Source organism: Streptomyces sp. NPDC056738, assembly GCF_042790435.1.
In the GTDB taxonomy this organism is placed as follows: domain Bacteria; phylum Actinomycetota; class Actinomycetes; order Streptomycetales; family Streptomycetaceae; genus Streptomyces.
Genome location: NZ_JBHTZF010000012.1, coordinates 279,451 through 301,447, shown reverse-complemented (window position 1 = coordinate 301,447; position 21,997 = coordinate 279,451). Strand labels below are relative to the sequence as shown.

At 73.0% G+C, this 21,997-nt stretch carries 20 protein-coding genes; 8 read left to right on the top strand and 12 right to left on the bottom strand.

Features of this window, described 5'->3' with window-relative positions:
- Nucleotides 1-155 precede the first annotated feature (155 nt).
- Nucleotides 156-1,652, top strand: coding sequence for an oligopeptide:H+ symporter (locus ACFRIC_RS29765; protein ID WP_382791933.1), 1,497 nt, complete (start codon nt 156-158; stop codon nt 1,650-1,652).
- A gap of 127 nt (nt 1,653-1,779) precedes the next feature.
- Here ACFRIC_RS29765 and ACFRIC_RS29760 read toward each other — a convergent pair whose 3' ends face one another.
- From ACFRIC_RS29760 to ACFRIC_RS29735, 6 genes are all read right to left on the bottom strand, one after another.
- Nucleotides 1,780-3,060, bottom strand: coding sequence for a hypothetical protein (locus tag ACFRIC_RS29760; protein WP_382792098.1), 1,281 nt, complete (start codon nt 3,058-3,060; stop codon nt 1,780-1,782).
- Nucleotides 3,061-3,122: 62 nt separating this feature from the next.
- The gene (locus ACFRIC_RS29755) at nt 3,123-4,217 is read right to left on the bottom strand and encodes a hypothetical protein (protein WP_382792095.1); all 1,095 of its coding nucleotides are present in this window, start codon (nt 4,215-4,217) and stop codon (nt 3,123-3,125) included.
- A 17-nt stretch (nt 4,218-4,234) separates the two neighbouring features.
- Complete coding sequence (locus tag ACFRIC_RS29750) at nt 4,235-5,218, bottom strand: hypothetical protein (RefSeq protein ID WP_382791930.1); 984 nt, start codon at nt 5,216-5,218, stop codon at nt 4,235-4,237.
- A 30-nt stretch (nt 5,219-5,248) separates the two neighbouring features.
- On the bottom strand, nt 5,249-5,974 hold the full coding sequence (locus tag ACFRIC_RS29745) for an LPXTG cell wall anchor domain-containing protein (RefSeq protein ID WP_382791928.1): 726 nt from the start codon (nt 5,972-5,974) through the stop codon (nt 5,249-5,251).
- 167 nt (nt 5,975-6,141) lie between these two features.
- On the bottom strand, nt 6,142-6,831 hold the full coding sequence (locus ACFRIC_RS29740) for an ATP-binding protein (RefSeq protein WP_382791925.1): 690 nt from the start codon (nt 6,829-6,831) through the stop codon (nt 6,142-6,144).
- Between the two features lie 275 nt (nt 6,832-7,106).
- Nucleotides 7,107-7,475, bottom strand: coding sequence for an STAS domain-containing protein (locus ACFRIC_RS29735; protein WP_382791922.1), 369 nt, complete (start codon nt 7,473-7,475; stop codon nt 7,107-7,109).
- 249 nt (nt 7,476-7,724) lie between these two features.
- Between ACFRIC_RS29735 and ACFRIC_RS29730 the strand changes: the two genes are divergently transcribed.
- Both ACFRIC_RS29730 and ACFRIC_RS29725 read left to right on the top strand, forming a co-directional pair.
- Nucleotides 7,725-8,642 (top strand): RNA polymerase sigma factor SigF, encoded by a 918-nt coding sequence (locus ACFRIC_RS29730; protein WP_382791919.1) that lies wholly within the window; start codon nt 7,725-7,727, stop codon nt 8,640-8,642.
- Between the two features lie 274 nt (nt 8,643-8,916).
- A complete protein-coding gene (locus ACFRIC_RS29725) occupies nt 8,917-10,485 on the top strand; it encodes a ricin-type beta-trefoil lectin domain protein (RefSeq protein ID WP_382791916.1) in 1,569 nt (522 codons plus the stop codon).
- Nucleotides 10,486-10,515: 30 nt separating this feature from the next.
- Here ACFRIC_RS29725 and hutI read toward each other — a convergent pair whose 3' ends face one another.
- The 4 genes from hutI to hutU form a co-directional block, all read right to left on the bottom strand.
- Nucleotides 10,516-11,691 (bottom strand): imidazolonepropionase, encoded by a 1,176-nt coding sequence (hutI, locus tag ACFRIC_RS29720; RefSeq protein WP_382791913.1) that lies wholly within the window; start codon nt 11,689-11,691, stop codon nt 10,516-10,518.
- 71 nt (nt 11,692-11,762) lie between these two features.
- Nucleotides 11,763-13,121, bottom strand: a complete 1,359-nt coding sequence (locus ACFRIC_RS29715) for a formimidoylglutamate deiminase (protein ID WP_382791911.1) — start codon at nt 13,119-13,121, stop codon at nt 11,763-11,765.
- Nucleotides 13,118-14,341, bottom strand: coding sequence for an allantoate amidohydrolase (locus ACFRIC_RS29710; RefSeq protein ID WP_382791908.1), 1,224 nt, complete (start codon nt 14,339-14,341; stop codon nt 13,118-13,120). Before ACFRIC_RS29710 ends, ACFRIC_RS29715 begins: the two co-directional genes overlap by 4 nt.
- On the bottom strand, nt 14,338-16,011 hold the full coding sequence (gene hutU, locus ACFRIC_RS29705; RefSeq protein WP_382791905.1) for a urocanate hydratase: 1,674 nt from the start codon (nt 16,009-16,011) through the stop codon (nt 14,338-14,340). The genes ACFRIC_RS29710 and hutU overlap by 4 nt, the downstream gene beginning before the upstream one ends.
- Nucleotides 16,012-16,196: 185 nt before the next feature.
- Between hutU and ACFRIC_RS29700 the strand changes: the two genes are divergently transcribed.
- The 5 genes from ACFRIC_RS29700 (at nt 16,197) to ACFRIC_RS29680 (ending at nt 20,153) form a co-directional block, all read left to right on the top strand.
- Nucleotides 16,197-17,555 carry a diaminopimelate decarboxylase gene (locus ACFRIC_RS29700; protein ID WP_382791902.1) on the top strand — a complete coding sequence of 453 codons (1,359 nt, stop codon included), beginning with the start codon at nt 16,197-16,199 and terminating at the stop codon, nt 17,553-17,555.
- Nucleotides 17,556-17,963: 408 nt separating this feature from the next.
- A complete protein-coding gene (locus ACFRIC_RS29695) occupies nt 17,964-18,371 on the top strand; it encodes a hypothetical protein (RefSeq protein ID WP_037628227.1) in 408 nt (135 codons plus the stop codon).
- Nucleotides 18,368-19,180: a hypothetical protein gene (locus ACFRIC_RS29690; protein ID WP_382791899.1), complete on the top strand. Its 813-nt coding sequence runs from the start codon at nt 18,368-18,370 to the stop codon at nt 19,178-19,180. Before ACFRIC_RS29695 ends, ACFRIC_RS29690 begins: the two co-directional genes overlap by 4 nt.
- Nucleotides 19,181-19,245: 65 nt before the next feature.
- Nucleotides 19,246-19,764, top strand: coding sequence for a roadblock/LC7 domain-containing protein (locus tag ACFRIC_RS29685; protein ID WP_382791896.1), 519 nt, complete (start codon nt 19,246-19,248; stop codon nt 19,762-19,764).
- 14 nt (nt 19,765-19,778) lie between these two features.
- Nucleotides 19,779-20,153, top strand: coding sequence for a hypothetical protein (locus ACFRIC_RS29680; protein WP_355763800.1), 375 nt, complete (start codon nt 19,779-19,781; stop codon nt 20,151-20,153).
- 30 nt (nt 20,154-20,183) lie between these two features.
- Here the strand turns inward: ACFRIC_RS29680 and ACFRIC_RS29675 are convergent, their stop codons facing one another.
- Entirely contained in the window at nt 20,184-20,753 is a 570-nt protein-coding gene (locus ACFRIC_RS29675) for a hypothetical protein (RefSeq protein ID WP_382791892.1), read from the bottom strand.
- 154 nt (nt 20,754-20,907) lie between these two features.
- Nucleotides 20,908-21,777: a MurR/RpiR family transcriptional regulator gene (locus ACFRIC_RS29670; RefSeq protein ID WP_382792092.1), complete on the bottom strand. Its 870-nt coding sequence runs from the start codon at nt 21,775-21,777 to the stop codon at nt 20,908-20,910.
- Between the last annotated feature and the right edge of the window lie 220 nt (nt 21,778-21,997).

Genomic DNA, 21,997 nt, shown 5'->3' with positions numbered 1-21,997 from the left:
GCAATGCCGTAGCGGACTCCCCATGGGCGTGGGGAGGGACGCCGGACCCCGCCGGTGCCGGCCGCCCCCCATGGGCGCGTATTCCCCCGAGCTCCCGCTGTCCGCGTGAGTGAGGGGACCCCCCAACAGCGCGTCCCGACCAGCAAGGATCGACCATGGCGTCCAGCCTGACGAAGGACTCGGTTTCCCCGGGAATCTCCGGCTCCGAGAAGACCTTCTTCGGCCACCCCCGCGGACTGGCCACTCTCTTCATGACCGAGATGTGGGAGCGTTTCTCCTACTACGGGATGAAGGCACTGCTCCCGCTGTACCTGGTGGCACCGGGCGGCCTGCACCTCAGCGCGGCCACCGCGACCGCGATCTACTCCGTGTACCTCTCCCTCGTGTACCTGCTCGCCCTGCCCGGCGGCTGGTTCGCGGACCGTGTCCTCGGCCCCCGCAAGACGGTCGCCGTCGCGGGTCTGATCATCATGCTGGGCCACCTCACGCTGGCTCTGCCCTCCTCCGGCACCTTCTACGCGGGCCTCGGCCTCGTGGCGATCGGTTCCGGTCTGCTGAAGGCCAACATCTCCACGATGGTGGGCCACCTCTACGACGGCCCGGACGACCCGCGCCGTGACGGTGGCTTCACGCTGTTCTACGTCGGCATCAACCTCGGCGCCTTCGCCGCCCCGCTGATCATCGGCACCGTCGGCGAGAACGTGAACTGGCACCTGGGCTTCGCCCTCGCCGCGCTCGGCATGGCGCTGGGTCTCATCCAGTACCTGCTCGGCGGCCGTCACCTCAGCGCCCGTTCGCACGAGGTCCCCACGCCTCTGACGGCCGAGGAGAAGTCCTCGACGCTGCGCAAGTCCGCGCTGTGGGCCGCTGTCGCCGTCGTGTTCTACGCGATCGTCGGCTTCTCGGGCCACTACACGCTGAACTGGCTGCTGGTCCCGATCACGATCGCCGGCCTGGTCATCCCGGTCATGGTCATCGGGCGCATCAAGCGCGACAAGTCCCTGGACCGCGCCGACCAGTCGAAGATGTCCGCGTACATCTGGTTCTTCGTCGCCGCCGCCGTCTTCTGGATGATCTACGACCAGGGCGGCTCGACGATGTCGATCTTCGCCGACGAGTCGGCCAAGAACACCATCTTCGGCTGGGAGTTCCCGGTCTCCTGGTACCAGTCGGTCAACCCGGTCATGATCATGGCGCTGGCCCCGGTCTTCGCCTGGGCCTGGCTGTGGCTGAACAAGCGCGGCAAGGAGCCGAGCACGGCGACGAAGTTCGCCTCGGGTCTGATCCTGATCGGCGCGTCGTTCTTCCTCTTCCTGGCCCCGCTGACGATCGCCGAGGGCGGTCACAAGGCGGCCGCGATGTGGCTGGTGGCGATCTACTTCGTGCAGACCGTCGGTGAGCTGACGCTCTCCCCGGTCGGCCTCTCCGTCACCACGAAGATGGCTCCGGCGAAGTACGCCTCCCAGATGATGGGTGTCTGGTTCCTGGCCGTCACCGCCGGTGACGCCACGACCGGTCTGCTCTCCATCGCCGAGGTCGACCTCAACAAGACGGGCATCGTCGCCCTGGAGGCCGCGCTCGCCGTGATCGCCGGTGTCGCGGTGTGGATGTACCGCAAGAAGGTCAAGACGCTCATGGGCGACGTCCGCTGACGTCGGCTCCACAGCACGGCGAAGGGCCGCCGCACCGTTCGGTGCGGCGGCCCTTCGCCGTTCCCGCGGCCGGCCGGCGGCCGGGGCGGGGACCGGGTCGGGGGTCACGGGGATCAGCGCGTGCCGCTCACCGTGTCCGGCGGCGGCCCGGCATGAAGGTGAAGACCGCACCGCCCAGCAGCACGACCGTGCCCGCCACCAGTCCGAGCGCCTGGAGGGCGCTGTGGCTGTCGGAGCCCGTCTCCGCCAGGCCGCCGCTGGAGGACGTGCCGGCGGAACCGGAGCCGGACGAGGTGGAGCCGCCGCCCGAGGCGCCGCTCGCCTGCTGCGAGGTGTCCAGGGTCAGCGAGACCTCGGACTTGCCCGGGGTGCAGGTCGTCGTCGTGCCCAGGGCCATCACGGTGAGGACTCCCGGGGACAGGGTCGAACTGCCGGTCGCGCCCGGCTTGTAGGTGCCCGTCAGATCGGGGATCTCGATCGGGTCGCCGGACTTGATGGGCGCGGAGTTCGTCGGACCCTCCACATGCACCGTGCCCTTGTCGGCGCCGCCCAGGACCACCTCCATCGACGGCTTCACGGAGTCCGCGGGGATGTCCGCCGGGCTGTCCATCACCGACGCCTTGAACTGCACCGTGAGCGCGAAGCTCCCGCCGCTCTTCTTGGCGTTGATCTGGACGGCCGAGGTGGCGTTCTTGTCTCCGATGGGCGTCTTGCAGGCGTAGGGCACGGAGACCTCCTTGCCCGTGAAGTCGGTCTGTCCGCCGGACCCGCCGGTGTCACCGCCCCCGTCGGTCCCGCTGCCGCTCGGCGACGGGGTGGCCGAACCGCTCGGCGCCGTCGGGGTCGGCGTCGGCGTGGGGGTGGGAGTCGGCGTCGGCGTCGGCGTGCCGCCCGAACCACCGCTCGTCACCTTGATGGTCGCCGAGGGGCTCACCGCCTCCTTGGGCGTGCACTTGGTGTCGGTGGAGATCGGCTTGCTGACGTTGATGTTGTACGCGTCCGGGGTGAGCGTGACATCGCCCGCCGTCGTCAGCTTCAGCTTGCCCGTCATGTCGGACAGCTTCATGGCGCTGTTCTTGGGGATGGCGGGGTTCTCGCGCGGTCCCTCCATCGCGACGGCCGCCGTCTGCGCGCCGCCCGCCTTCAGCGTCCCGGTGGGCTTGACGGTGTTCGCGTCGAGGTCGAGGACGTCGGGGTTCTTCGAGGCGGCCTGGGTGAACTTCCAGGTGATGGTGACCTCGTCGCCCACCTTCGCCTCGGCGGGCGCGGTGATCTCCACCTTCGTGGTGCCCTGGACGGCGGGCAGCCCGGAGATCGCGGGCGGGATGCACTCCGTGCTGTACGACACCTCGGCGGCCTGCGCGGGGACGGCGGCCACCGCCAGCAGGATGCCCGCACCGCCGAGCATCAGCGCGACCCCGGCCGCGCCCGCTCTGCGGCCTCCGGCCCGTACCACTCTCCGTTGCGTGCTCACGTATGCCCCTTTCTCGTCTGCGTCGTCGGACCGTTCTCGTGCGGTGCGGAGAGCTGACCGTTCGTCCCGGTCCCCGGATCGGTCTCCGGGGTGAACCAGGGCAGGGCGGGAACCGGGGAGGCGGAGTCGTCCGCCGGTGTCCGGGGGGCGGGGTGAATCCAGGGCAGGCGCAGGGTGAGCTCGCCCGGCCGCAGTCCCCGGTGCCGTCCGGCCCGTCCGGTCGACCTGCGGGGGCGCACCCGGTCCACCACGGCCATGCCGACACGGAACACGGCGGCCGGGACGACCACGCAGAGCAGGATCCAGAAGACGGTGACTCCCCAGGGGCGGCCCACGCCCCACGGCTGCTCGGCGAGCACCTTCCCGCCGTACTTCAGCGAGATCGTGTAGTCGCCGTGCGCCCCGGCCGACAGTTCGACCGGGAGTCTGATCTGTGCCTTGCGGCCGGGCGCGATGCTGCCGCGCCACTGCTGTTCCTCCCACTGCGGGGCGAACACCCCGTGGGCGGTGCCGACCTGGAAGACCGGGTCCTTCACGGGGCTGGTGCCGACGTTGCCGACGGTGAGGACGAGGGTGCGCGAGGGCGGTGAGCCGAACCAGGTCAGCAGACCACTGGACCCGTCGAGCCGGGGGTCGGTCAGCATCGAGATGCGGCCGCCGCTCTCCTCATTCGGCAGCGGCTCGACCGCGTGGCCGGCCACCATGAAGACGGCGTCGGCCTCGGCCTTCTCCCCGGTGACGGTGGCGACGTGCACCACGCAGGGGCAGGGCCTGGGCGGCTCGGTGACCGGCAGTTTCCTGCTGAAGCCGCCCTTGGCGTCGGTGGTGACGGCCCGTCCGTCGGCGTTGGCGCAGGAGTTGGTGCCTCCGATGACCCCGCGCGAGGGCACGGACTGCCCGCAGATCAGCATCATCAGCAGCGTCCCGGGCCGCCATCCGCCGCCGGTCACGGTGATCGAACCACCGGTTCCCGCCTCGGACCTGGACAGCGTGACGACCGGCTTCCCGGCGGCCGACACCGATCCCGCCGAGCCCAGCACCGCCGGGACCATCGCGAGGGCCAGCACCAGCCCCAGCGCCGCCGCCCGCATCTTGCCGTCCAGGACGCTCACGACACCGCTCCCGTCAACTCGACCTCCGTGCCGCTGTGTTCGCCGGTCCCGTCGTCCCGTGCCCGGCGTCCGCGGCGCCCCGGCCCCGGCATCCCGGCCCGCTTCCGGCGCCGTACGACGGACAGGGCGGCCAGGAGGACCACGAGGGCGCCCGTCGTGGCGGCCACCGCGGCCCACGGCACCGGCCGGACCTCCGCGGTCCCGGTCGCGCGCACCCCGCCCGCCGCCGTCACCGTCAGCCGCACCTTCGCCGCGTCGAACGCCGGCGGGCCGGTCCACGGCTCGTGGAGCGTGACCCGGCGGCCCGGCGGGAGCTCGACGGGCAGCGCGCGCGGGCCGCGGTCGAGCAGGGTGCCGAAGACCCCGCCGGCGTGCACGGCCAGCCGCGGAGCGAGGACCGTGGTGCCGCGATTGACCAGCTCGTACGAGATCCTGCCGCCGCCCACCCTGACGTGCTCCACCGTCAGCGCCGACAACGCCGGTCCGGGCACCCGGAGCCGGACCCGGACCGCCGAGGTGCGGCCGCCGCCGCTCGCGACGATCGCGCCGGGATGGTCGCCGGGCGCGGCCGCGGCCGGGACGCCGATGGTGAACGGCACGTCGGCGCGGGTGTGCGCCGGTACCCGTACGGACAGCTCGCGCACCGCGGTCCTGCGGCCGTCCGCGTGTCCGGCGAAGGCGATCCACGCGCCCGTGTCCGCCGCCCGTCCGCGCACCGCGAAGGCGCCGTCGGCCGTGTCGTCCGCGTCGGCGCCGCGCAGCCGGACCGTGACGGGCCGCGTCCCGGGGTTGAGCACGGACACCGCGTCCTGGAGGACCGTGCCGGGGGCACCCTCCGCGTAGACGGAGGGCCGTCCGCCGGCCGTGCCGCCCGCGGCCGGCACGACGGACCAGCCCTCGGCGGCCAGGGCCGTCGGTGCCGCGCTCAGCAGCACCAGGGTCAGGCCCAGCGCGCGGGCGGCGGGAAGTGCGTACGGCATGCGGCGGCTCCAGGTCGCGGGGCGGGAAGGTCAGCGGCGTACCGCCTGGTGCCTGCGCGTCAGCCACAGCACGCCTGCCGCGCCGGCGAGCAGGACCGTGCCGCCGAGGGTGCCGAGAGCGATCACGGAGTCCTCGGGGCCGGTCTGCGGGAGGGAGTCGCCGGAGTCGGTGCCGCTCTGGCTCCCGCTGGAGCCCGAGGAGCCGGAGGAGCCCGAACCCGACGATCCCGAACCGCCGGCCGCCGTGACGTCGAGCGTCAGCGAGGGCCCCGGGTTGTTCGAGGGCGTGCACGTGGTCGTGGTGCCGAGGGCCTTGATGGTGAGGACGCCCGCGGTGAAGGTGACCTTGCCGGACTTCTTCGGCGTGTAGGACCCGCTCAAGTCACTGATCTTGATGGGGGTGTTGGCGGGGATGGCGGCCGCGTTGGCCGGCCCGCTCACCGCCACCGTGCCGCTGTCCGCACCGCCCACCTTGATGACGGCGCTCGGCGACATCGCGCCCTTGCCCAGCTCGACGGGGCTGGAGGAGACGCCCTTCTGCCAGGACATGGTGAGCTTGTAGGCGCTGCCGCTCTTGACTCCCTTGATGTCGATGGGAGAGACGGCGCTCTTGTCGCCGATCGGCGTCTTGCACTGGTAGTTGACGTCCACCACGTCGGCCTGGGCTGCGGGGGCGGCCGTCAGCACCGCCGAGCCGGCCAGGGCCGCGGCGAACGCGAGCGCGGCGGTTCGTTTCTGGTACGTCCGGTACGTCACGGGCTCGGCCTCATTTCTGACGGCACATCAGATCGGCCGTCAAGGTACGCCCGGTGACTTGTGGAGGGAAGACAAAGTGCGCGCCGGATCCGTGGGGATCCGGCGCGCATCGGGTGACACACGAAGAAGGGTTCGAACCACGCGCAGCCGTGGCCCGGACCGAACAGCTAGGCGGGAGCGCCGAGTTCGGCCCAGACCGTCTTGCCCGCGACGCCGGGCGTCCGCAGGACACCCCAGTCCAGGCAGAGTCGCTGCACGATGAACATGCCGTGACCGCCGGGACGGCCGGCGCGGTGCGGGGTGCGCGGGGCGGGCTGGCCCGACCCCCGGTCGGAGACCTCGATGCGCAGCACCTTGTTGTCGCAGGAGATCCGGAGCCCTTCCGGGCCCTCGGCGTGCAGACAGGCGTTCGTGACGAGCTCGGAGACGACCAGCAGGACGTCCTCGGCGGCCGCGCGCCGGTCGGCGCTCGGCGCGGGCAGCCAGCCCCACGCGTACAGCGCCTGCCGGGCGAAGTCACGGGCGAGCGGCACGACGCCGCTCTCGCCGGCGAGGCTCAGCGAGCGGACCTGGCCGCCGACGGAGGCGGAAGCCGCCGGGGCGGCGCCGCCGGACGTCTCACCCGCCGTGGAGGCACTGCCGCCGGGCGTCCCGCCCGCTGTGGAGGCACTGCCGCCGGACGTCTCGCCCGCCGTGGGGGCACGGTCGACGGGCGCCGCGGCGCCGGCCGGGGAGACGCTCTCGACGGGCGTCGCTCCGTCCACGGGCGCCACGCTCCGCGCGGACACCGCGGAAGCGCCGCCGTCGCCCGACTCCGGGCCGCGGTCGCCCGGCGTGCAGGGCCGGGTGGTGCTCATCAGCGCTTCACCTCACCGATTCACCGGTTCACGATTCAAGACTCAGTACGCAGTCTTCAGTACGGATGGATCAACGGCTTTCACCGCTGGTGGATCAACGAACTTCCGCCGCCCGGCCGCCGGCCCCTGGACCGCCGACGCTTCCAGGATGTCTCCTGCCCGACGGAACCGTCCGAACACCCACTTTTTCGGCGCGGGACCCGTGACGCGGGTAACGCACCGAACACTCAGAGGCACCCGGGACGGGGACGACGACATGGCGGACCGCCTCCGGCTCAGCCGGAGAGCGCCGCTTCGAGCGTGTCGTGGACGGTGAAGACGGCCTCCGCCCCGGTGATCTCGAAGACCCGTGCGACCACCGGCTGCATCGCCGCCAGGTGCACGCCGCCGCCCGCGGCCTCGGCCTTCAGCCGGGCACCGAGCAGCACATTGAGCCCGGTGGAGTCGCAGAACTCCAGCCGGGAACAGTCGATGATCAGGCGTGCATACCCCTTTTCGAGGCAGCCCTCGAGTGGCTCACGCAACAAATCGGCCGTGTGGTGATCGAGCTCACCCGCGGGAGTCACGACGGCGGCCGTGCCCTCTTCCCGCACCTCGACAAGAAGCCGGCCAGACTGTGCGCTGCCGACCGTCCCGCGGTCCATGCCGTCTCTCTCCCGAGTGTCGCGACTACTGACGTACGCACTCGAACACTACGCCTTCTCTACGTCACCCGACACCCGAACAACCCCCTGAAAATGGACATTTCACCACAGATGACACTTGCGGTGAGTTCAGGAAACCGGGTAGGGCTAGTAGAGACACCTATCCGACCCGGCCGGCTTTGGAGGCGCCGCACACCGCAGTGCACGTATTGGCATCGGCGGCCATATGCCGAGAACGATGGAGGACACATGTCACCCCGGCTCGACGCATCGCAGACCCTGACGGCGACGTCGACACCTTCTCCGGGTTCCCCGGAGCACGTCGACGCGACCGCGACCCACGGAGTCGACGCACTCACCGGACTCGACGGACTTCCGGAGATCCCCCCGTACGACAAGGTGGGGCCGGTGGACGCGCGGGCTCTGTCCAAGACGCTCTTCGCGCGACTGGAGTGCCTCGAAGAAGGCACGCACGACCACGCGTACGTACGCAACACACTCGTCGAACTCAACCTCGCGCTGGTGAAGTTCGCCGCCTCCCGCTTCCGCTCCCGCAGCGAGCCGATGGAGGACATCATCCAGGTCGGCACCATCGGCCTCATCAAGGCGATCGACCGCTTCGAGCTGAGCCGGGGCGTCGAGTTCCCGACCTTCGCGATGCCGACGATCATCGGCGAGATCAAGCGCTTCTTCCGCGACACCTCCTGGTCGGTGCGGGTGCCCCGCAGGCTCCAGGAACTCCGCCTCGACCTGGCCAAGGCCGGCGACGAGCTGGCCCAGCGCCTCGACCGCGCCCCGACCGTGAACGAGCTCGCGGAACGCCTCGGCATCAGCCGCGACGAGGTCGTCGAGGGCATGGCCGCCTCGAACGCCTACACGGCCAGCTCGCTGGACGCCCAGCCGGAGGAGGACGACTCCGAGGGCGCGCTCGCCGACCGCATCGGCTACGAGGACAACGGACTCGAGGGCATCGAGTACGTGGAGTCCCTCAAGCCGCTGATCGCCGAACTCCCGCAGCGCGACCGGCAGATCCTCTCCCTGCGGTTCGTGGCGAACATGACCCAGTCCGAGATCGGCGACGAACTCGGCATCTCCCAGATGCATGTCTCCCGGCTGCTGTCGCGCACCCTCGTGCGACTCCGCAAGGGTCTGACCGTCGAGGAGTGACACGACTTCGCGGCCCGCGAGGCCGCGCGTGCGAGCGGTCCGGCGCCCACGGCGCCGGGCCGCTCCGTTCTTCCCGGCGGACGCCCTCCGGTCGCGCAGACAACTTCCTTTTCACGCAAAGCGGTTGGCGCCGCGGAGGTTGAGAGCGCTCCCACGGAATCGTTGTCCGGCAACTCTTTCCCCAGGAGGCCGATCCCGTCACCATGGGCATCCCAAACTGGCCGGTACGTCAGGACGGGACGAGCACGCACCAGGTGCGGGGAGGCGGAAAGACATGGCACAGGGCGACCCGGCCGACAGAGACGTCCCGGCCGAGGCCGACGGGCTGCCCGCGGGGGCGTCCGACGCACGGCTGACCGAGTTGCTGCGCGCCGGCACCTCGACCGCGTACGCGGCCCTCCAGGAACTGCGCGCACGCCACCGCGCCTCGGTCCTCGCCTACGCCCGGACCTGCACCACCGGCGACTCCGGAGCCGGACAGCTCGCCGCGCAGACCTTCACCCTCGCCGCCCGCGAGACGGCACGCGGCATCGACCCGAACGTCCCCTGGCGGCACCAGCTCCTGCTGCTGACCGGGCGCGTGGCGGCCTCCTGGGCCCGGGACCAGCGGGCCGCGGGACTCGACCCCGGGCTGCTCCTCGTCCTCAGCACCGCGGGCCCCGGCGGCCCCGTCCCCTCCCTGCTCCCCGCCTTCCAGTCCCTCCCGTCCCGCGCCCAGGGGCTCATCTGGTACGCCGTCGTGGAGCGCGAGCCCGCCGAACGGACGGCGCTCCTGCTCGGCCTCACCGCCGAGGACGTCGTCTACGGGACCGACCAGGCCCTCCACTCCCTGGGCCAGGCCTGTCTGCGGTACCGGCTGGCCGCCTCGGACGATCCGCGCTGCGGGGACTTCCGCCGGCTGATCGAGGAGTCGGTACGGCCCGACAACCCCCGCTCCAGCACCGATCTCAACACCCACATGGCGCGCTGCTCGCACTGCTCGGCCGCCTACGAGGAACTGACCGCGCTGCGCGACCACCCCCGCTCGGCCCTGGCCGAGGGCCTGCTGCCGTGGGCGGGCACGGCGTACGTCGCGGCCGACCCGCCGGGAACGGGAGCCGTACCCCACGTTCCCGCCGCCCCGCGGACGTCGCCGGGGCCCTGGCCGCCGTCGCGCCGGTTCGTCCTGACCTCGGCGGCGGCCCTCGGCGTGGCCCTGGCGCCGGTCCTGTTCCTGCTGCTGTCCCCGGGCGGCGAGCCGGCCACGGGCGCGGCGGGCTCGGTCGGCACGCCCTCGGACCCGCCTCCCGTGACCGTCACGGCGACGGTCCCGGTCACCCCGTCCCCGACGCCCTCGGCCTCACCCTCTCCGTCGGCGACCTCCGCGTCGCCCTCGCCGTCGCACCGGTCGGCGCCACCGAGGTCACCGAGTCCCAGGCCGACCCCGACCGTCGTCCTCCGCCCGCCGGGCGGCGCCTTCACCCAGGTGGTGAACGTCGCCTCGGGGCTGTGCCTGGACATCCGCGACGGCGACCTGGAGAAGGGCACCGACGTCGTCACCGCGCCCTGCACGTCCTCCGCCACCCAGCGCTGGCGCGTCGACAGCGGTTCCCTCCGGTCGGCCGCCGACGACGACTTCTGCCTGGACAGCCGCGGTTCCGTCGACCGGGGCGTGGGCATCTGGGAGTGCTCGTCGCTCGACGGCGGCCACGGCGACAATCTCCGTTTCACCGTCGACGGCGACGGGGTGATCCGTCCGGCCGTGGCCATCGAGACGGCCATGACACCGGACGGGGACGGCGGGCTGTCCCTGGTACCGCTGACCGGCGGCACGGGCCAGCGCTGGCGCGCGGGCAACGCGTGAGACGCCCCTGGGCCGCCCCCGGCGGTGGGCTCAGATCTCGCGGACGCCGCGCCGCCAGACGCCGGTGACCAGCGGGACGCCCGGACGGTAGGCGAGGTGGACGTGGCTCGGGGCGTCCAGCAGGGTCAGGTCCGCGTAGGCGCCCGGCACGATCCGGCCGACGTCCTCCCGGCGCAGCGCCCGCGCGCCTCCCGCGGTCGCGGACCACACGGCCTCGTCCGGGGTCATCCGCATGTCCCGTACGGCGAGCGCGATGCAGAACGGCACGGACGAGGTGAACGACGAGCCGGGGTTGCAGTCGGTGGACAGGGCCACCGTGACACCGGCGTCGATCAGCCTGCGGGCGTCCGGCCACTCGGCCCGGGTGGAGAACTCGGCGCCGGGGAGCAGGGTCGCCACGGTGTCGCCGCTCGCCAGGGCGTCGACGTCGGCGTCCGTCAGGTGGGTGCAGTGGTCGGCGCTCGCCGCGTCCAGCTCGACGGCGAGCTGGACACCGGGGCCGTACGAGAGCTGGTTGGCGTGCACACGCGGGTGCAGGCCCTTGGCCTTGCCGGCCGTCAGGATCGCGCGGGCCTGGTCGCCGTCGAAGGCGCCCTTCTCGCAGAAGACGTCCACCCAACGGGCGTACGGGGCGCAGGCGTCGAGCATCTCGCCGGTCACCAGGGCGACATAGCCGGCCGGGTCGTCGGCGTAGTCCGGCGAGACGATGTGCGCGCCGAGGTAGGTGACCTCGTCGGTGTGCGAGGCGGCGATGCGCAGCGCGCGGGCCTCGTCCTCGACGGTCAGGCCGTAGCCCGACTTGGTCTCGAAGGTCGTGGTGCCCTGGCGCAGGGCCTCGCGCAGATAGCGCGTGAGGTTGCGCTCCAGTTCCTCGTCGGAGGCGGCGCGAGTGGCGGCGACGGTGGTGCGGATGCCGCCCGCGCTGTAGGCGCGACCGGACATGCGGGCGTTGAACTCCTGCGTGCGGTCACCGGCGAAGACCAGGTGCGAGTGGGAGTCGACGAAGCCCGGGATCAGCGCGCGGCCACCGGCGTCGACCCGGTTGTCAGTGGCCGGTGCTTTGCTTGATTCACCGGTCCACGCGACGCGGTCGCCTTCGATGACGACGGCCGCGTCCTGGATCAGACCGAGCGGGGAGCCGTCGCCGAGGGAGGGATCGTTGGTGACCAGACTGGCGATGTTGGTGATGACGGTCGTGCTGCTCATGGCGTCCTCAGGGGTGGCGGGACTGCTGGTGGGGGGCGTCGGGCGGGCGGTGTCTCCCGCCCGCCCGGGAGTCAGGAGCGCAGCGCCTGGACGGCGTCCGCGAGCGCTGTCGGCACATCGGGGACGAGCGTGTGCGCGCCGTCGCGCACGACGTGCCGCCCCGCCACGACGGTGTGCCGTACGTCGGCGGCAGTGGCCGCGAATACGGCTGTCTCCGCGCCGAGGCGTGGCACCGGTCCCGCTGTTCTGACCGAGTCGAGGGCGATCGTCGTGAAGTCGGCGAGCGCGCCCGCCTCGATGGTGCCCGCCTCGTCCCAGCCGAGGGCCGCGTGGCCGTCGGCGGAGGCGGCCCGCAGCAGGGCGGCGGCCGTCCAGTGACCGCGGGTGCGGGTGCGCAGCCGTTCGTTCAGCTCCATGGCGCGGGCCTCTTCGAGCAGGTCGATGACGGCGTGGCTGTCGGAGCCGAGCGAGAGGGGTGAGCCGGCGCGCTGGAGGGCGACGGCGGGGCCGATGCCGTCGGCGAGGTCGCGTTCGGTGGTGGGGCACATGCAGGTTCCGGTGCCGGATCCGCCGAGCAGGGCGATGTCCTCGTCGGTGAGGTGCGTGTTGTGGACGCCGGTGGTGCGCGGTCCGAGGACGCCGTGGTCGGCGAGCAGGCGGGTGGGCGTGCGGCCGTGGGCGGCCTGGCACGCCTCGTTCTCCGCGGTCTGCTCGGACAGGTGCACATGGAGCGGGGCGCGCCGTTCCTCGGCCCAGCGGGCCACGGTGGCGAGCTGTCCGGCGGGTACGGCCCGTACGGAGTGGATCGCCGCGCCGATCCGTGCGTGATCCCGGTCCTTGAGAAGTGAAGAGCGTTCCGCCCAGGCGTCGGCGGTGCCGTCGGAGAAGCGCCGCTGGTGCGGGTTGGGCGGCTGACCGAAGCCGGAGGAGAGGTAGGCCGTGTCGAGCAGGGTGATGCGGATCCCGGCGTCGGCGGCCGCGGCGACGAGGGCCTCGCCCATGGCGTTGGGGTCGGCGTAGGGGGTGCCGTCGTGGGCGTGGTGGACGTAGTGGAACTCGCCGACGGCGGTGACTCCGGCGAGCGCCATCTCCGCGTACACCGCGCGGGCCAGCGCGTGGTAGGTCTCCGGGGTCAGCCGGTCCGCGAAGGAGTACATGATCTCGCGCCAGGTCCAGAAGGTGCCGGAGCCGACCTGGACGGTGCCGCGCAGGGCGCGGTGGAAGGCGTGGGAGTGGGCGTTCGCGAGGCCGGGGAGGGTGAGTCCGCGCAGGATCTCGGCGCCCGGCGGCGGGGTGTCGACGCCGGTGCGGACGTCGGTGACGCGCCCGTCGGCACCGGCCCCGGAGCCGCCGGCCGACACGGTCACGGCGACGCCCGGCTCGACGTGGGTGTCGAGCCAGGCGTGTTCCAGCCAGTACGTCTTGGTCACCTGCAGGCCAGCCCTTCGAGTACGTCGGCGAGTGCGGTCACCCCGGCCACGCAGTCGTCCTCGGCGGCGTACTCGGCCGGGGAGTGCGAGACACCCGTGGGGTTGCGTACGAACAGCATGGCGGTCGGGACGGTGCCGGAGAGGATTCCGGCGTCGTGTCCGGCGCCGGTCCCGAGCACGGGGACGTTGAGGGCGGTGTCCCGCTCCTTGCCCAGGATGCGGGCGAGTTCGTCGCGCAGGGCGTGCTCGAACTCGACGACGGGGGTGAACGACTCGCGGACCACGTCGAGTTCGACGCCCTGCGCCTCGGCGTACTCGCGGGCGGCCTTCTCGACGCCGCCCACGACGGTGTCGAGGGTGGCCTGGTCGGCGGCGCGGGAGTCGAGCCAGCCGCGCACCAGGGAGGGGATGGCGTTGACGCCGTTCGGCTCGACGGCGATCTTGCCGAAGGTGGCGACGGCGCCCGCGAGCCGGGCCTCGCGGCGGGCGGCGAGGACGGTCTCGGCGTAGGGCAGCATCGGGTCGTGGCGGTCCACGAGCCGGGTGGTGCCCGCGTGGTTGGCCTCGCCCCGGAAGTCGAAGCGCCAGCGGCCGTGCGGCCAGATGGCGCTGGCGATGCCGACCTGGTCGCCGCTGAGGTCCAGGGCGCGGCCCTGCTCGACGTGGAGTTCGACGAACGCGCCGATCCGGCCGAGGCGTTCGGGGTCGGGGCCGATGGCGGCGGGGTCGTGTCCGGCGCGCTCCATGGCCTGCGGCAGGGTGATGCCGTCGGCGTCGGTGAGCCGGTGGGCCTGCTCGACGGTGAGCTGTCCGGCGGCGAGCCGGGAGCCGACGCAGGCGAGGCCGAAGCGGGCGCCCTCCTCGTCGCCGAAGTTGACGATGGCGAGGGGCTTGGTGAACCGGACGCCGCGGGCGCGGAGTTCGTCGAGGGCGGCGAAGGAGGAGACGACCCCGAGGGGGCCGTCGAAGGCGCCGCCGTCGGGCACGGAGTCCAGGTGCGAGCCGGTGACCACGGCGTCGCCCTCGGCGGGGTCGCCGAGCCAGGCCCACTGGTTGCCGTTGCGGTCGAGCTCGTAGGTGAGCCCGCGGGACTCGGCCTGCTGCCGGAACCAGGCGCGGCAGTCGGTGTCGGCGCCGGTCCAGGCGAACCGGCGGTAGCCGCCGGAGGCGGAGCTGCGGCCGACCGGCAGCAGCTCCGCCCACATGCTGTGGAACGTCACGCGTCGCCGCCCTCGTGGCCCTCGCGCATCGGGATGCGCACACCGCGCTCGTCCGCGACGGACTCGGCGATGTCGTAGCCGGCGTCGACGTGGCGGATGACGCCCATGCCGGGGTCGTTCGTCAGGACGCGGCGGATCTTCTCGCCGGCGAGCTTGGTGCCGTCGGCGACGGAGACCTGGCCGGCGTGGATGGAGCGGCCCATGCCGACGCCGCCGCCGTGGTGGATGGAGACCCAGGAGGCGCCGGAGGCGACGTTGACCATGGCGTTGAGCAGCGGCCAGTCGGCGATCGCGTCGGAGCCGTCGAGCATGGCCTCGGTCTCGCGGTACGGGGAGGCGACGGAGCCGCAGTCGAGGTGGTCGCGGCCGATGGCCAGCGGGGCCGCCAGCTCGCCCGAGGCCACCATGTCGTTGAAGCGCTCGCCGGCCTTGTCGCGCTCGCCGTAGCCGAGCCAGCAGATGCGGGCCGGCAGGCCCTGGAAGTGGACGCGCTCGCCGGCCAGCTTGATCCAGCGGTGCAGCGACTCGTTCTCCGGGAAGAGGTCGAGGATCGCCTTGTCCGTCTTGTGGATGTCGGAGGCCTCGCCGGACAGGGCGGCCCAGCGGAAGGGGCCCTTGCCCTCGGAGAACAGGGGGCGGATGTAGGCGGGGACGAAGCCGGGGAAGGCGAAGGCGCGGTCGTAGCCGGCGAGCTGGGCCTCGCCGCGGATGGAGTTGCCGTAGTCGAAGACCTCGGCGCCCGCGTCCATGAAGCCGACCATGGCCTCGACGTGCCGGGCCATGGACTCGCGGGCGCGGGTGGTGAAGCCGGCCGGGTCCTTGGCGGCCGCGTCGGCCATGTCGTCGAAGTCGACGCCGACGGGGAGGTAGGCGAGCGGGTCGTGGGCCGAGGTCTGGTCGGTCACGATGTCGATGGGCGCGCCCTCGGCGAGCATGCGGGGAAGCAGCTCGGCGGCGTTGCCGAGCAGGCCGATGGAGAGCGGCTTGCGCTGGTCGCGGGCCTCGACGGCGAGCTGGAGGGCGTGCTCCAGGGAGTCGGCCCTCACGTCCAGGTAGCGGTGCTCGATGCGGCGCTCGATGGCGCGCGGGTCGACGTCGATGCAGATCGCGACGCCGTCGTTCATCGTCACGGCGAGCGGCTGGGCGCCGCCCATGCCGCCGAGACCGGCGGTCAGCGTGATGGTGCCGGCGAGGGTGCCGTTGAACTTCTTCGCGGCGACGGCGGCGAAGGTCTCGTAGGTGCCCTGGAGGATGCCCTGGGTGCCGATGTAGATCCAGGAACCGGCCGTCATCTGGCCGTACATCGTGAGGCCGAGGGCCTCCAGACGGCGGAACTCCTCCCAGTTGGCCCAGTCGCCGACGAGGTTGGAGTTGGCGATGAGGACGCGCGGGGCCCACTCGTGGGTCTGCATGACGCCGACGGGGCGGCCGGACTGGACGAGCATCGTCTCGTCCTGCTTGAGGGTCCGCAGCGTGCGGACCATGGCGTCGAAGGAGCGCCAGTCACGGGCGGCCTTGCCCGTGCCGCCGTAGACGACGAGCTTGTCGGGGTGCTCGGCGACCTCGGGGTCGAGGTTGTTCTGCAGCATCCGCAGGGCGGCTTCCTGCTGCCATCCCAGGGCGCTCAGTTCCGTACCGCGCGGCGCTCGGACGGGGCGGGGTCCTGACATGGTCTGCCTCCTAGCGGACTGTTTCTGCGGATATTCACATCCTGGCTCGTTGAATAGAGCTAGTCAATAGGCGCGCGGTCCCGCACGCGCCCCGCCCGGATGTTTGGCTGGGACGCATGGGCGCAGAGATGGACAGGGCAGGGGATCGGACGGACGACGGCGACGACCGGGCGGGTGGGGCTGCGATGCCTTCGGCGGGGACTTCGGACGCGACGCGGGTCTCACGACGGGACGACGCCGTGCGGGCCGCCGTGGAGCAGGGACTCCTCGCCCCGGACCGTCCCATCGTCGCGCTCCTGGACGTCCCCGGCATCCGGGCCTCGGCCGCCGCACTGCGCACGGCCTTCGAGGCGGTGACCGCCCCCGGCACGCCAGTGCTGCACGCCTTCGCGGTGAAGGCGACGCCGCTCGTGCCCGTCCTGCGCCTGCTCCGCGAGGAGGGCATCGGCGCGGAGGTGGCGAGCCCCGGGGAGCTCGCGCTCGCCCGCGCGGCCGGGATCCCGCCCGCGCGGACCGTGCTCGACTCGCCGGCCAAGACCCCCGCCGAGCTGCGCGAGGCGCTGGCACTGGGCATCGCGGTCAACGCGGACAGCCGGCAGGAGCTGGAGCGCATCGACGCCGCCGTCCGCTCGGCGGCCACCCGCTCCCCGCTCGGGATCCGGGTGAACCCGCAGGTCGGCGGGGGTTCGATCGGGGCGCTGTCGACGGCGACGGCGACCTCCAAGTTCGGGGTGGCGCTCCGCGACGAGGGGGCCCGCGCCTGGATCGTGCGGGCGTACGCCGACCGGCCCTGGCTGACCCGGCTGCACGCGCACTCGGGCTCCCAGGGCATGCCGCTCCCGCTGATGGCGCGGGGTGTGGCGGACACCTACGCGCTGGCGGAGGAGATCAACCGGCACGTCGGGCGACGGCAGGTCGACACGATCGACATCGGCGGCGGACTGCCGGTCGACTTCGGCTCCGACGCCATGGCGCCGACGTACGAGCAGTACGCGCGGCTGCTCGCGGAGGCGACACCGGGACTGTTCGACGGGCGGTACGGGCTGGTCACCGAGTTCGGCCGGTCCCTGCTGGCCAAGCACGGGACGGTGCTGGCCCGGGTCGAGTACACGAAGTCGGCCGGGGGCCGGGCGGTCGCGGTCACCCACGCCGGGGTGCAGGTGGCGACCCGCACGGTCTACGCGCCGGGGTCGTGGCCGCTGCGGATCGCCGCGTACGACGCGAAGGGCCGGCCCAAGACGGGGCCGGACGTCGTCCAGGACGTCGCGGGCCCCGCCTGCTTCGCGGGCGACCTGCTCGCCGAGGGCCGTCCGCTGCCGCTGCTCGAACAGGGCGACCACGTGGCCGCGCTGGACACCGGCGCGTACTACTTCGCCCACCACTACGCGTACAACTCCCTGGCCCGCCCCGGCATCTACGGCTACGCCCCCGCCCAAGGCGACCCCGGAACCACCCGCTTCGCGGTCGTACGAACCCCCCAGACCCTCCCCGAGATCGTCGCGGAATCAGGCGGCCCCCACACCCAGGCACTCACCAGCCTGTAAGCCGCCGAGAGACCCTGCGGGGAAGATCCAGCCCCTCCGGCGTTTGAGGAGCGGGGTCCGGGGCGGAGCCCCGGGACGGGACGGGAAGGGGCGGAGGGGGCGAAGTCCGACGACGCCGACGCCGGCCGACCCGGACCCCCCGGCGGAGCCAGCCCCTACCGGCGGCCACCAAGGCGCACTCGGCACGGCGCACGCCCGTTCGCACTCTGGTGCGCCCCCGTCACCCCGCTCCAGGGCAGCACAAATCGACCCCAGGGGGTTTGGACGGGCCTGAGAATGTGGTCAGTTGACCCACCTTAGTCATCGCGGGCATTTTCCACAGGAAAATGCCGGATCACTCCCTTCCCGTGCACACAGTGCGTAACTTCGGCGTCACTCGGCCGAACCCTTTGGCGGGAGGGAGACACGGTGCCCGGTATCGACGAGTGCCTGCTGGAGGCCATGACACTGCCCGGTGCGCGAGGCGCCTCGGTGGTCGACTGGACCAGCGGCCTGGCCCTGGGCACGGTCGGCGACGCTCCGGGCGACGACCACGAGACGACCGCGGCGGAGGCCGCCGAGCTGGCCCGGCTCGCCGCGGAGAACCGCTCGTTCGCCCCCAAGGGCGGCTCCGACTGGTCCGAGTGGTCCGACCAGGAGACCCCGATCGAAGACCTGATCATCAGCAACCGCGACAGCTATCACGTCCTGCGATTCGTCCGGACCGCCTTCGACAGCAGCGTGTTCCTGCATCTGTGGCTGGCCCGCTCGGACGGCAACCTCGCCCTGGCCCGCATCCGGCTGGGCGAGATGGCCGGACGGCTGGTGCTCGTATGACCACGGTCAGGACACCTCCCCCGCCCCGGCTCCCGATACGGGACCCGGCACCGGGCGCCGCCGGCGGCGCCTCACCGATGCTCAGCAGGCTCGCCGACGAACGGGCCACCGGCGTCCTCATCCGCGAACGCGGCACCCTCTACCTCGCCGACGGGGAGGTGGTGCACGCCGAGAGCCCGGCCACCCCCGGACTCGACGTCCTCTTCTCCGTCCACGGCGTCCTGGACCCCGAGGTGTGGCGGGAGGCGGTCGCCACGGCCGGCGCGCGCCGCCGGGTCGGCCGGTTCCTGATCGACACCGGACGGATCGCGGAGGGCGCGCTGGAGCTGTGCCACCTCGGTTCCCTCTACGACGCCGCGTACTTCGTGCTCGGGCCGAGCAGCACCCCGAGCCGCTTCCGGTACGGCGCCGCGCACTGGTTCGGCCCGCTGCGCCCCGTCCCGGTCGCCGCGCTGGAGCGCGAGACGGTGCGCCGGCGCGAACTCCTGCACCGGATCTGGCCCGACCCGGCGACCGACACCGCACCCCTGCGGCGCGCCGGGCTCATCGCGGGACCGTCGGTGCCGCTGCGCCAGGAGGCCGTCCTCGGCCGGGTGGACGGCGTCCGCACGGCGGCGGACGTGTCCCTCGCGCTGGGCCGGCCGGCCTTCCACACGCTCGTCGACCTGCGCCGGCTCGCCGCCGCCGGACTCGTGACGGCCGCGCCCGAACCGCAGCCGCTCCCCCCGCCCAGCGTGCTCACCCAGACCTCCGCCGATCCCGACGTCGCGTTGCTGCGGCGACTCAGAGACGCGCTGGAGGCCTTGTGAGTCCCAACCCCGCGGGAGGCCTTGTGATCCGCGCGCTACGACAGCGTGCCGAGAGGAGACTGCTGATGGCGGCGGAGGCCGAAGTCCTGGACGAACTCCATCGGCTGAGGGCCCGGGTGCCCCAGCTGACCGGAGCGCTCGCGGCCAGCGCCGACGGTCTCGTCCTCGCCCACGACACGCCCGGTGTGGAGCCGGACGGCCTGGCCGCGCTCACCGCGGCCGCCCTGGGGGTCGCCATACGGATGGCCGAGTCCACCGGTCACGGCGACCTGCGCGAGCTGCTGGTGCGCGGCGTGCACGGCTACGTCGCCACGTACGCGGCGGGCGGCTCCGCCGTGCTGACCCTGCTCGCCCAGGACCGGGTCAACGTCGGCCGGCTGCACCTGGAGGGGCGGCGCTCCGGCTCCCGGATCGGCGAACTCGTCGACGCCGCCACGGCTCGCGGGGAGCCGGCCGCCGAACCGGCCAAGCCGGCCGCCAAGCCCTCCGCCAAGGCCCCGCTGCGCACGCGCACCCCCCGCGGCACCACCCCGCGGTCCACATCCACTCCTGCCACCAACCACCCGAGAACAACAGAGAGCTGAAGGAGCACCACATCATGACGAACACCGAGACCGCCCTCAAAGAGGCTCTGGCGTCCATCGAAGGCGCGACCGGAGCCGCCCTCGTCGACTACACGAGCGGTATGGCCCTGGGCACCATCGGCGGCAGCAAGAGCTTCGACCTCACGGTCGCGGCCGCCGGCAACACCGACGTCGTCCGCGCCAAACTGCGCACCATGGAACACCTGGGCCTGAAGGGCGACATCGAGGACATCCTGATCACGCTGTCCGACCAGTACCACCTGATCCGGCTGATGAAGGGGCGCGGCGGAAACGGCCTCTTCCTGTACCTGGTGCTCGACCAGAAGCGCGCCAACCTGGCGATGGCCCGGCACCAGTTGAAGCGGATCGAGGCAGATCTGGAGATCTAGTTCCGCGCAGCGGGTCCGGTTCCGTTCGGGTCAGTGACGCCGCGCCCCACCGGGCGCGGCGTCACCCGCCGCCACTCCGGTGGCCCGGACCGCGCGGACCGGCTTGCCCACGGGGGCTCCGGCGCGCGGGCCGAGCCAGTCGACGCGCACCCAGATCAGCGCCTGTTCGGCCTGCTCGACCCGTCCGAGCCGAGCGGCCTTCAGCCACAGCCCGACACCCGCCCCGGCGAGGAGCATGCCGCCCGCGGCGGGCACGGCGAACGAACTGCCGAGCGCCGCGACGAAGCCGAGCAGCAGCCACCAGCGGTGGCCCCGGCGCCAGTTGCGCACGGTCACGGCACGGTCCTGGAGCACGTCGTGCTTGCCGGCACGGGCGGCCGAGCGGACCAGGGCGTCGTACCGCTTGGTGCCCCGACGCGCCACGACGGCGGCCGTGACGAGAAACAGCGCGGCGCCCGCCATGACGCCGATCCTGCGCCCGGTCAGCCCCGGGAGCAGTACGCCGATCCCGGCGGCCAGCACCCCGCTCCACCACAGCGGTGCCGCTCCCGCCCGCACCACGACGGCCACTCGGGCCAGTCCCTGTCCTCCGCGCGCCACGATCCGCCTCCCGTCCCTGCGCCTGCACGTCCTCGGGCGCGCCGCCGACCGCCGCCACGCCCGTATGCCTTCGGCCGCGCAGGTTAGCCACGGAAGGTGAGACGCGTCTGAGAAACGCCCGAATCGGCGCCCGGAGGGCCGGGAGGGACCCTGCCTACTCCACGAACAGGCCCCGTACGGCGGCCCGTGCGTCGAACTGCTCCAGTCGCGCCTGGGCGTCCGGCAGGTCGTCGCACATGGCCTCCAGCAGGACGCGGCCCAGCAGCATCGGCGCGCACGCCGTGTCGAAGGCGAGGCCGGTGCCGACGGCGGCGGGGAGCAGCAGGTCGGACACCTTCGCCACGGGCGCGAACGCCGAGTCGGCGACCGTGACGACGATCAGCCCGGCCTCCTTCGCGTAGGCGAGGGCGTCGAGGACCTCGCGCGGGTGGCGGGGCAGCGCGAAGCACAGCAAGGCCGTGGCGCCGGCCCGGACGGCCGCGTCGACGCGGTCCTGGAGCATCGTGCCGCCCTCGTGCAGCAGCCGGACGTCGGGGTGCACCTTGGCGGCGAAGTAGGCGAAGCCGTAGGCCTGGGAGGCGGCGGCGCGCAGCCCGAGGACGGGCAGCGGACGGGACGCGGCGAGCAGCCGCCCCGCCCGTGCGACCGGCCGCGGGTCGGCGAGGACGGCGGCGAGGTGACGCAGGTTCTCGATCTCGGCCTCGACGGCCTGCTGGTACTCGTTGTACGAGGCGGTGTCGGCGGCCGGTTCGGCGGGCGCGACCTCGCGCAGGTGGCGGCGCAGCGCCGGGTAGCCGTCGAAGCCGAGCGCGACCGCGAAGCGGGTGACGGAGGGCTGGCTGACTCCGGCGAGTTCGGCGAGTTCGACGCTGGACAGGAAGGGCACGTCGGCGGCGCTGCGCACCATGCTGTGGGCGATGCGCCGCTGGGTCGGGGTGAGCCGGCGCCCCTCGAAGAGGGACTGGAGCCGTCCGGCGGGGCTGTCGCTCACGCCCGTGTCACCTTCCGGACCGTCACCTTCCAGGCCGCCACCGCCGACCACCTCGCGGACACCCCTCGCCCCGCCGACGCCCGCCGCCCCGCCGCCCCTGGTCGCCTCGCCCGGGCCCGTCGCCTCGCCCGCGTCCGTGGACTCGCCGGGCCGCGTGGACGCGCCGGCACCCGTGGACCCGTCGGCGTCCGTCGCCCCGCCGACCCCCGTCGCCGTACCGTCCTGCATCGTCCCGCCGCTCCCCATCACGTCG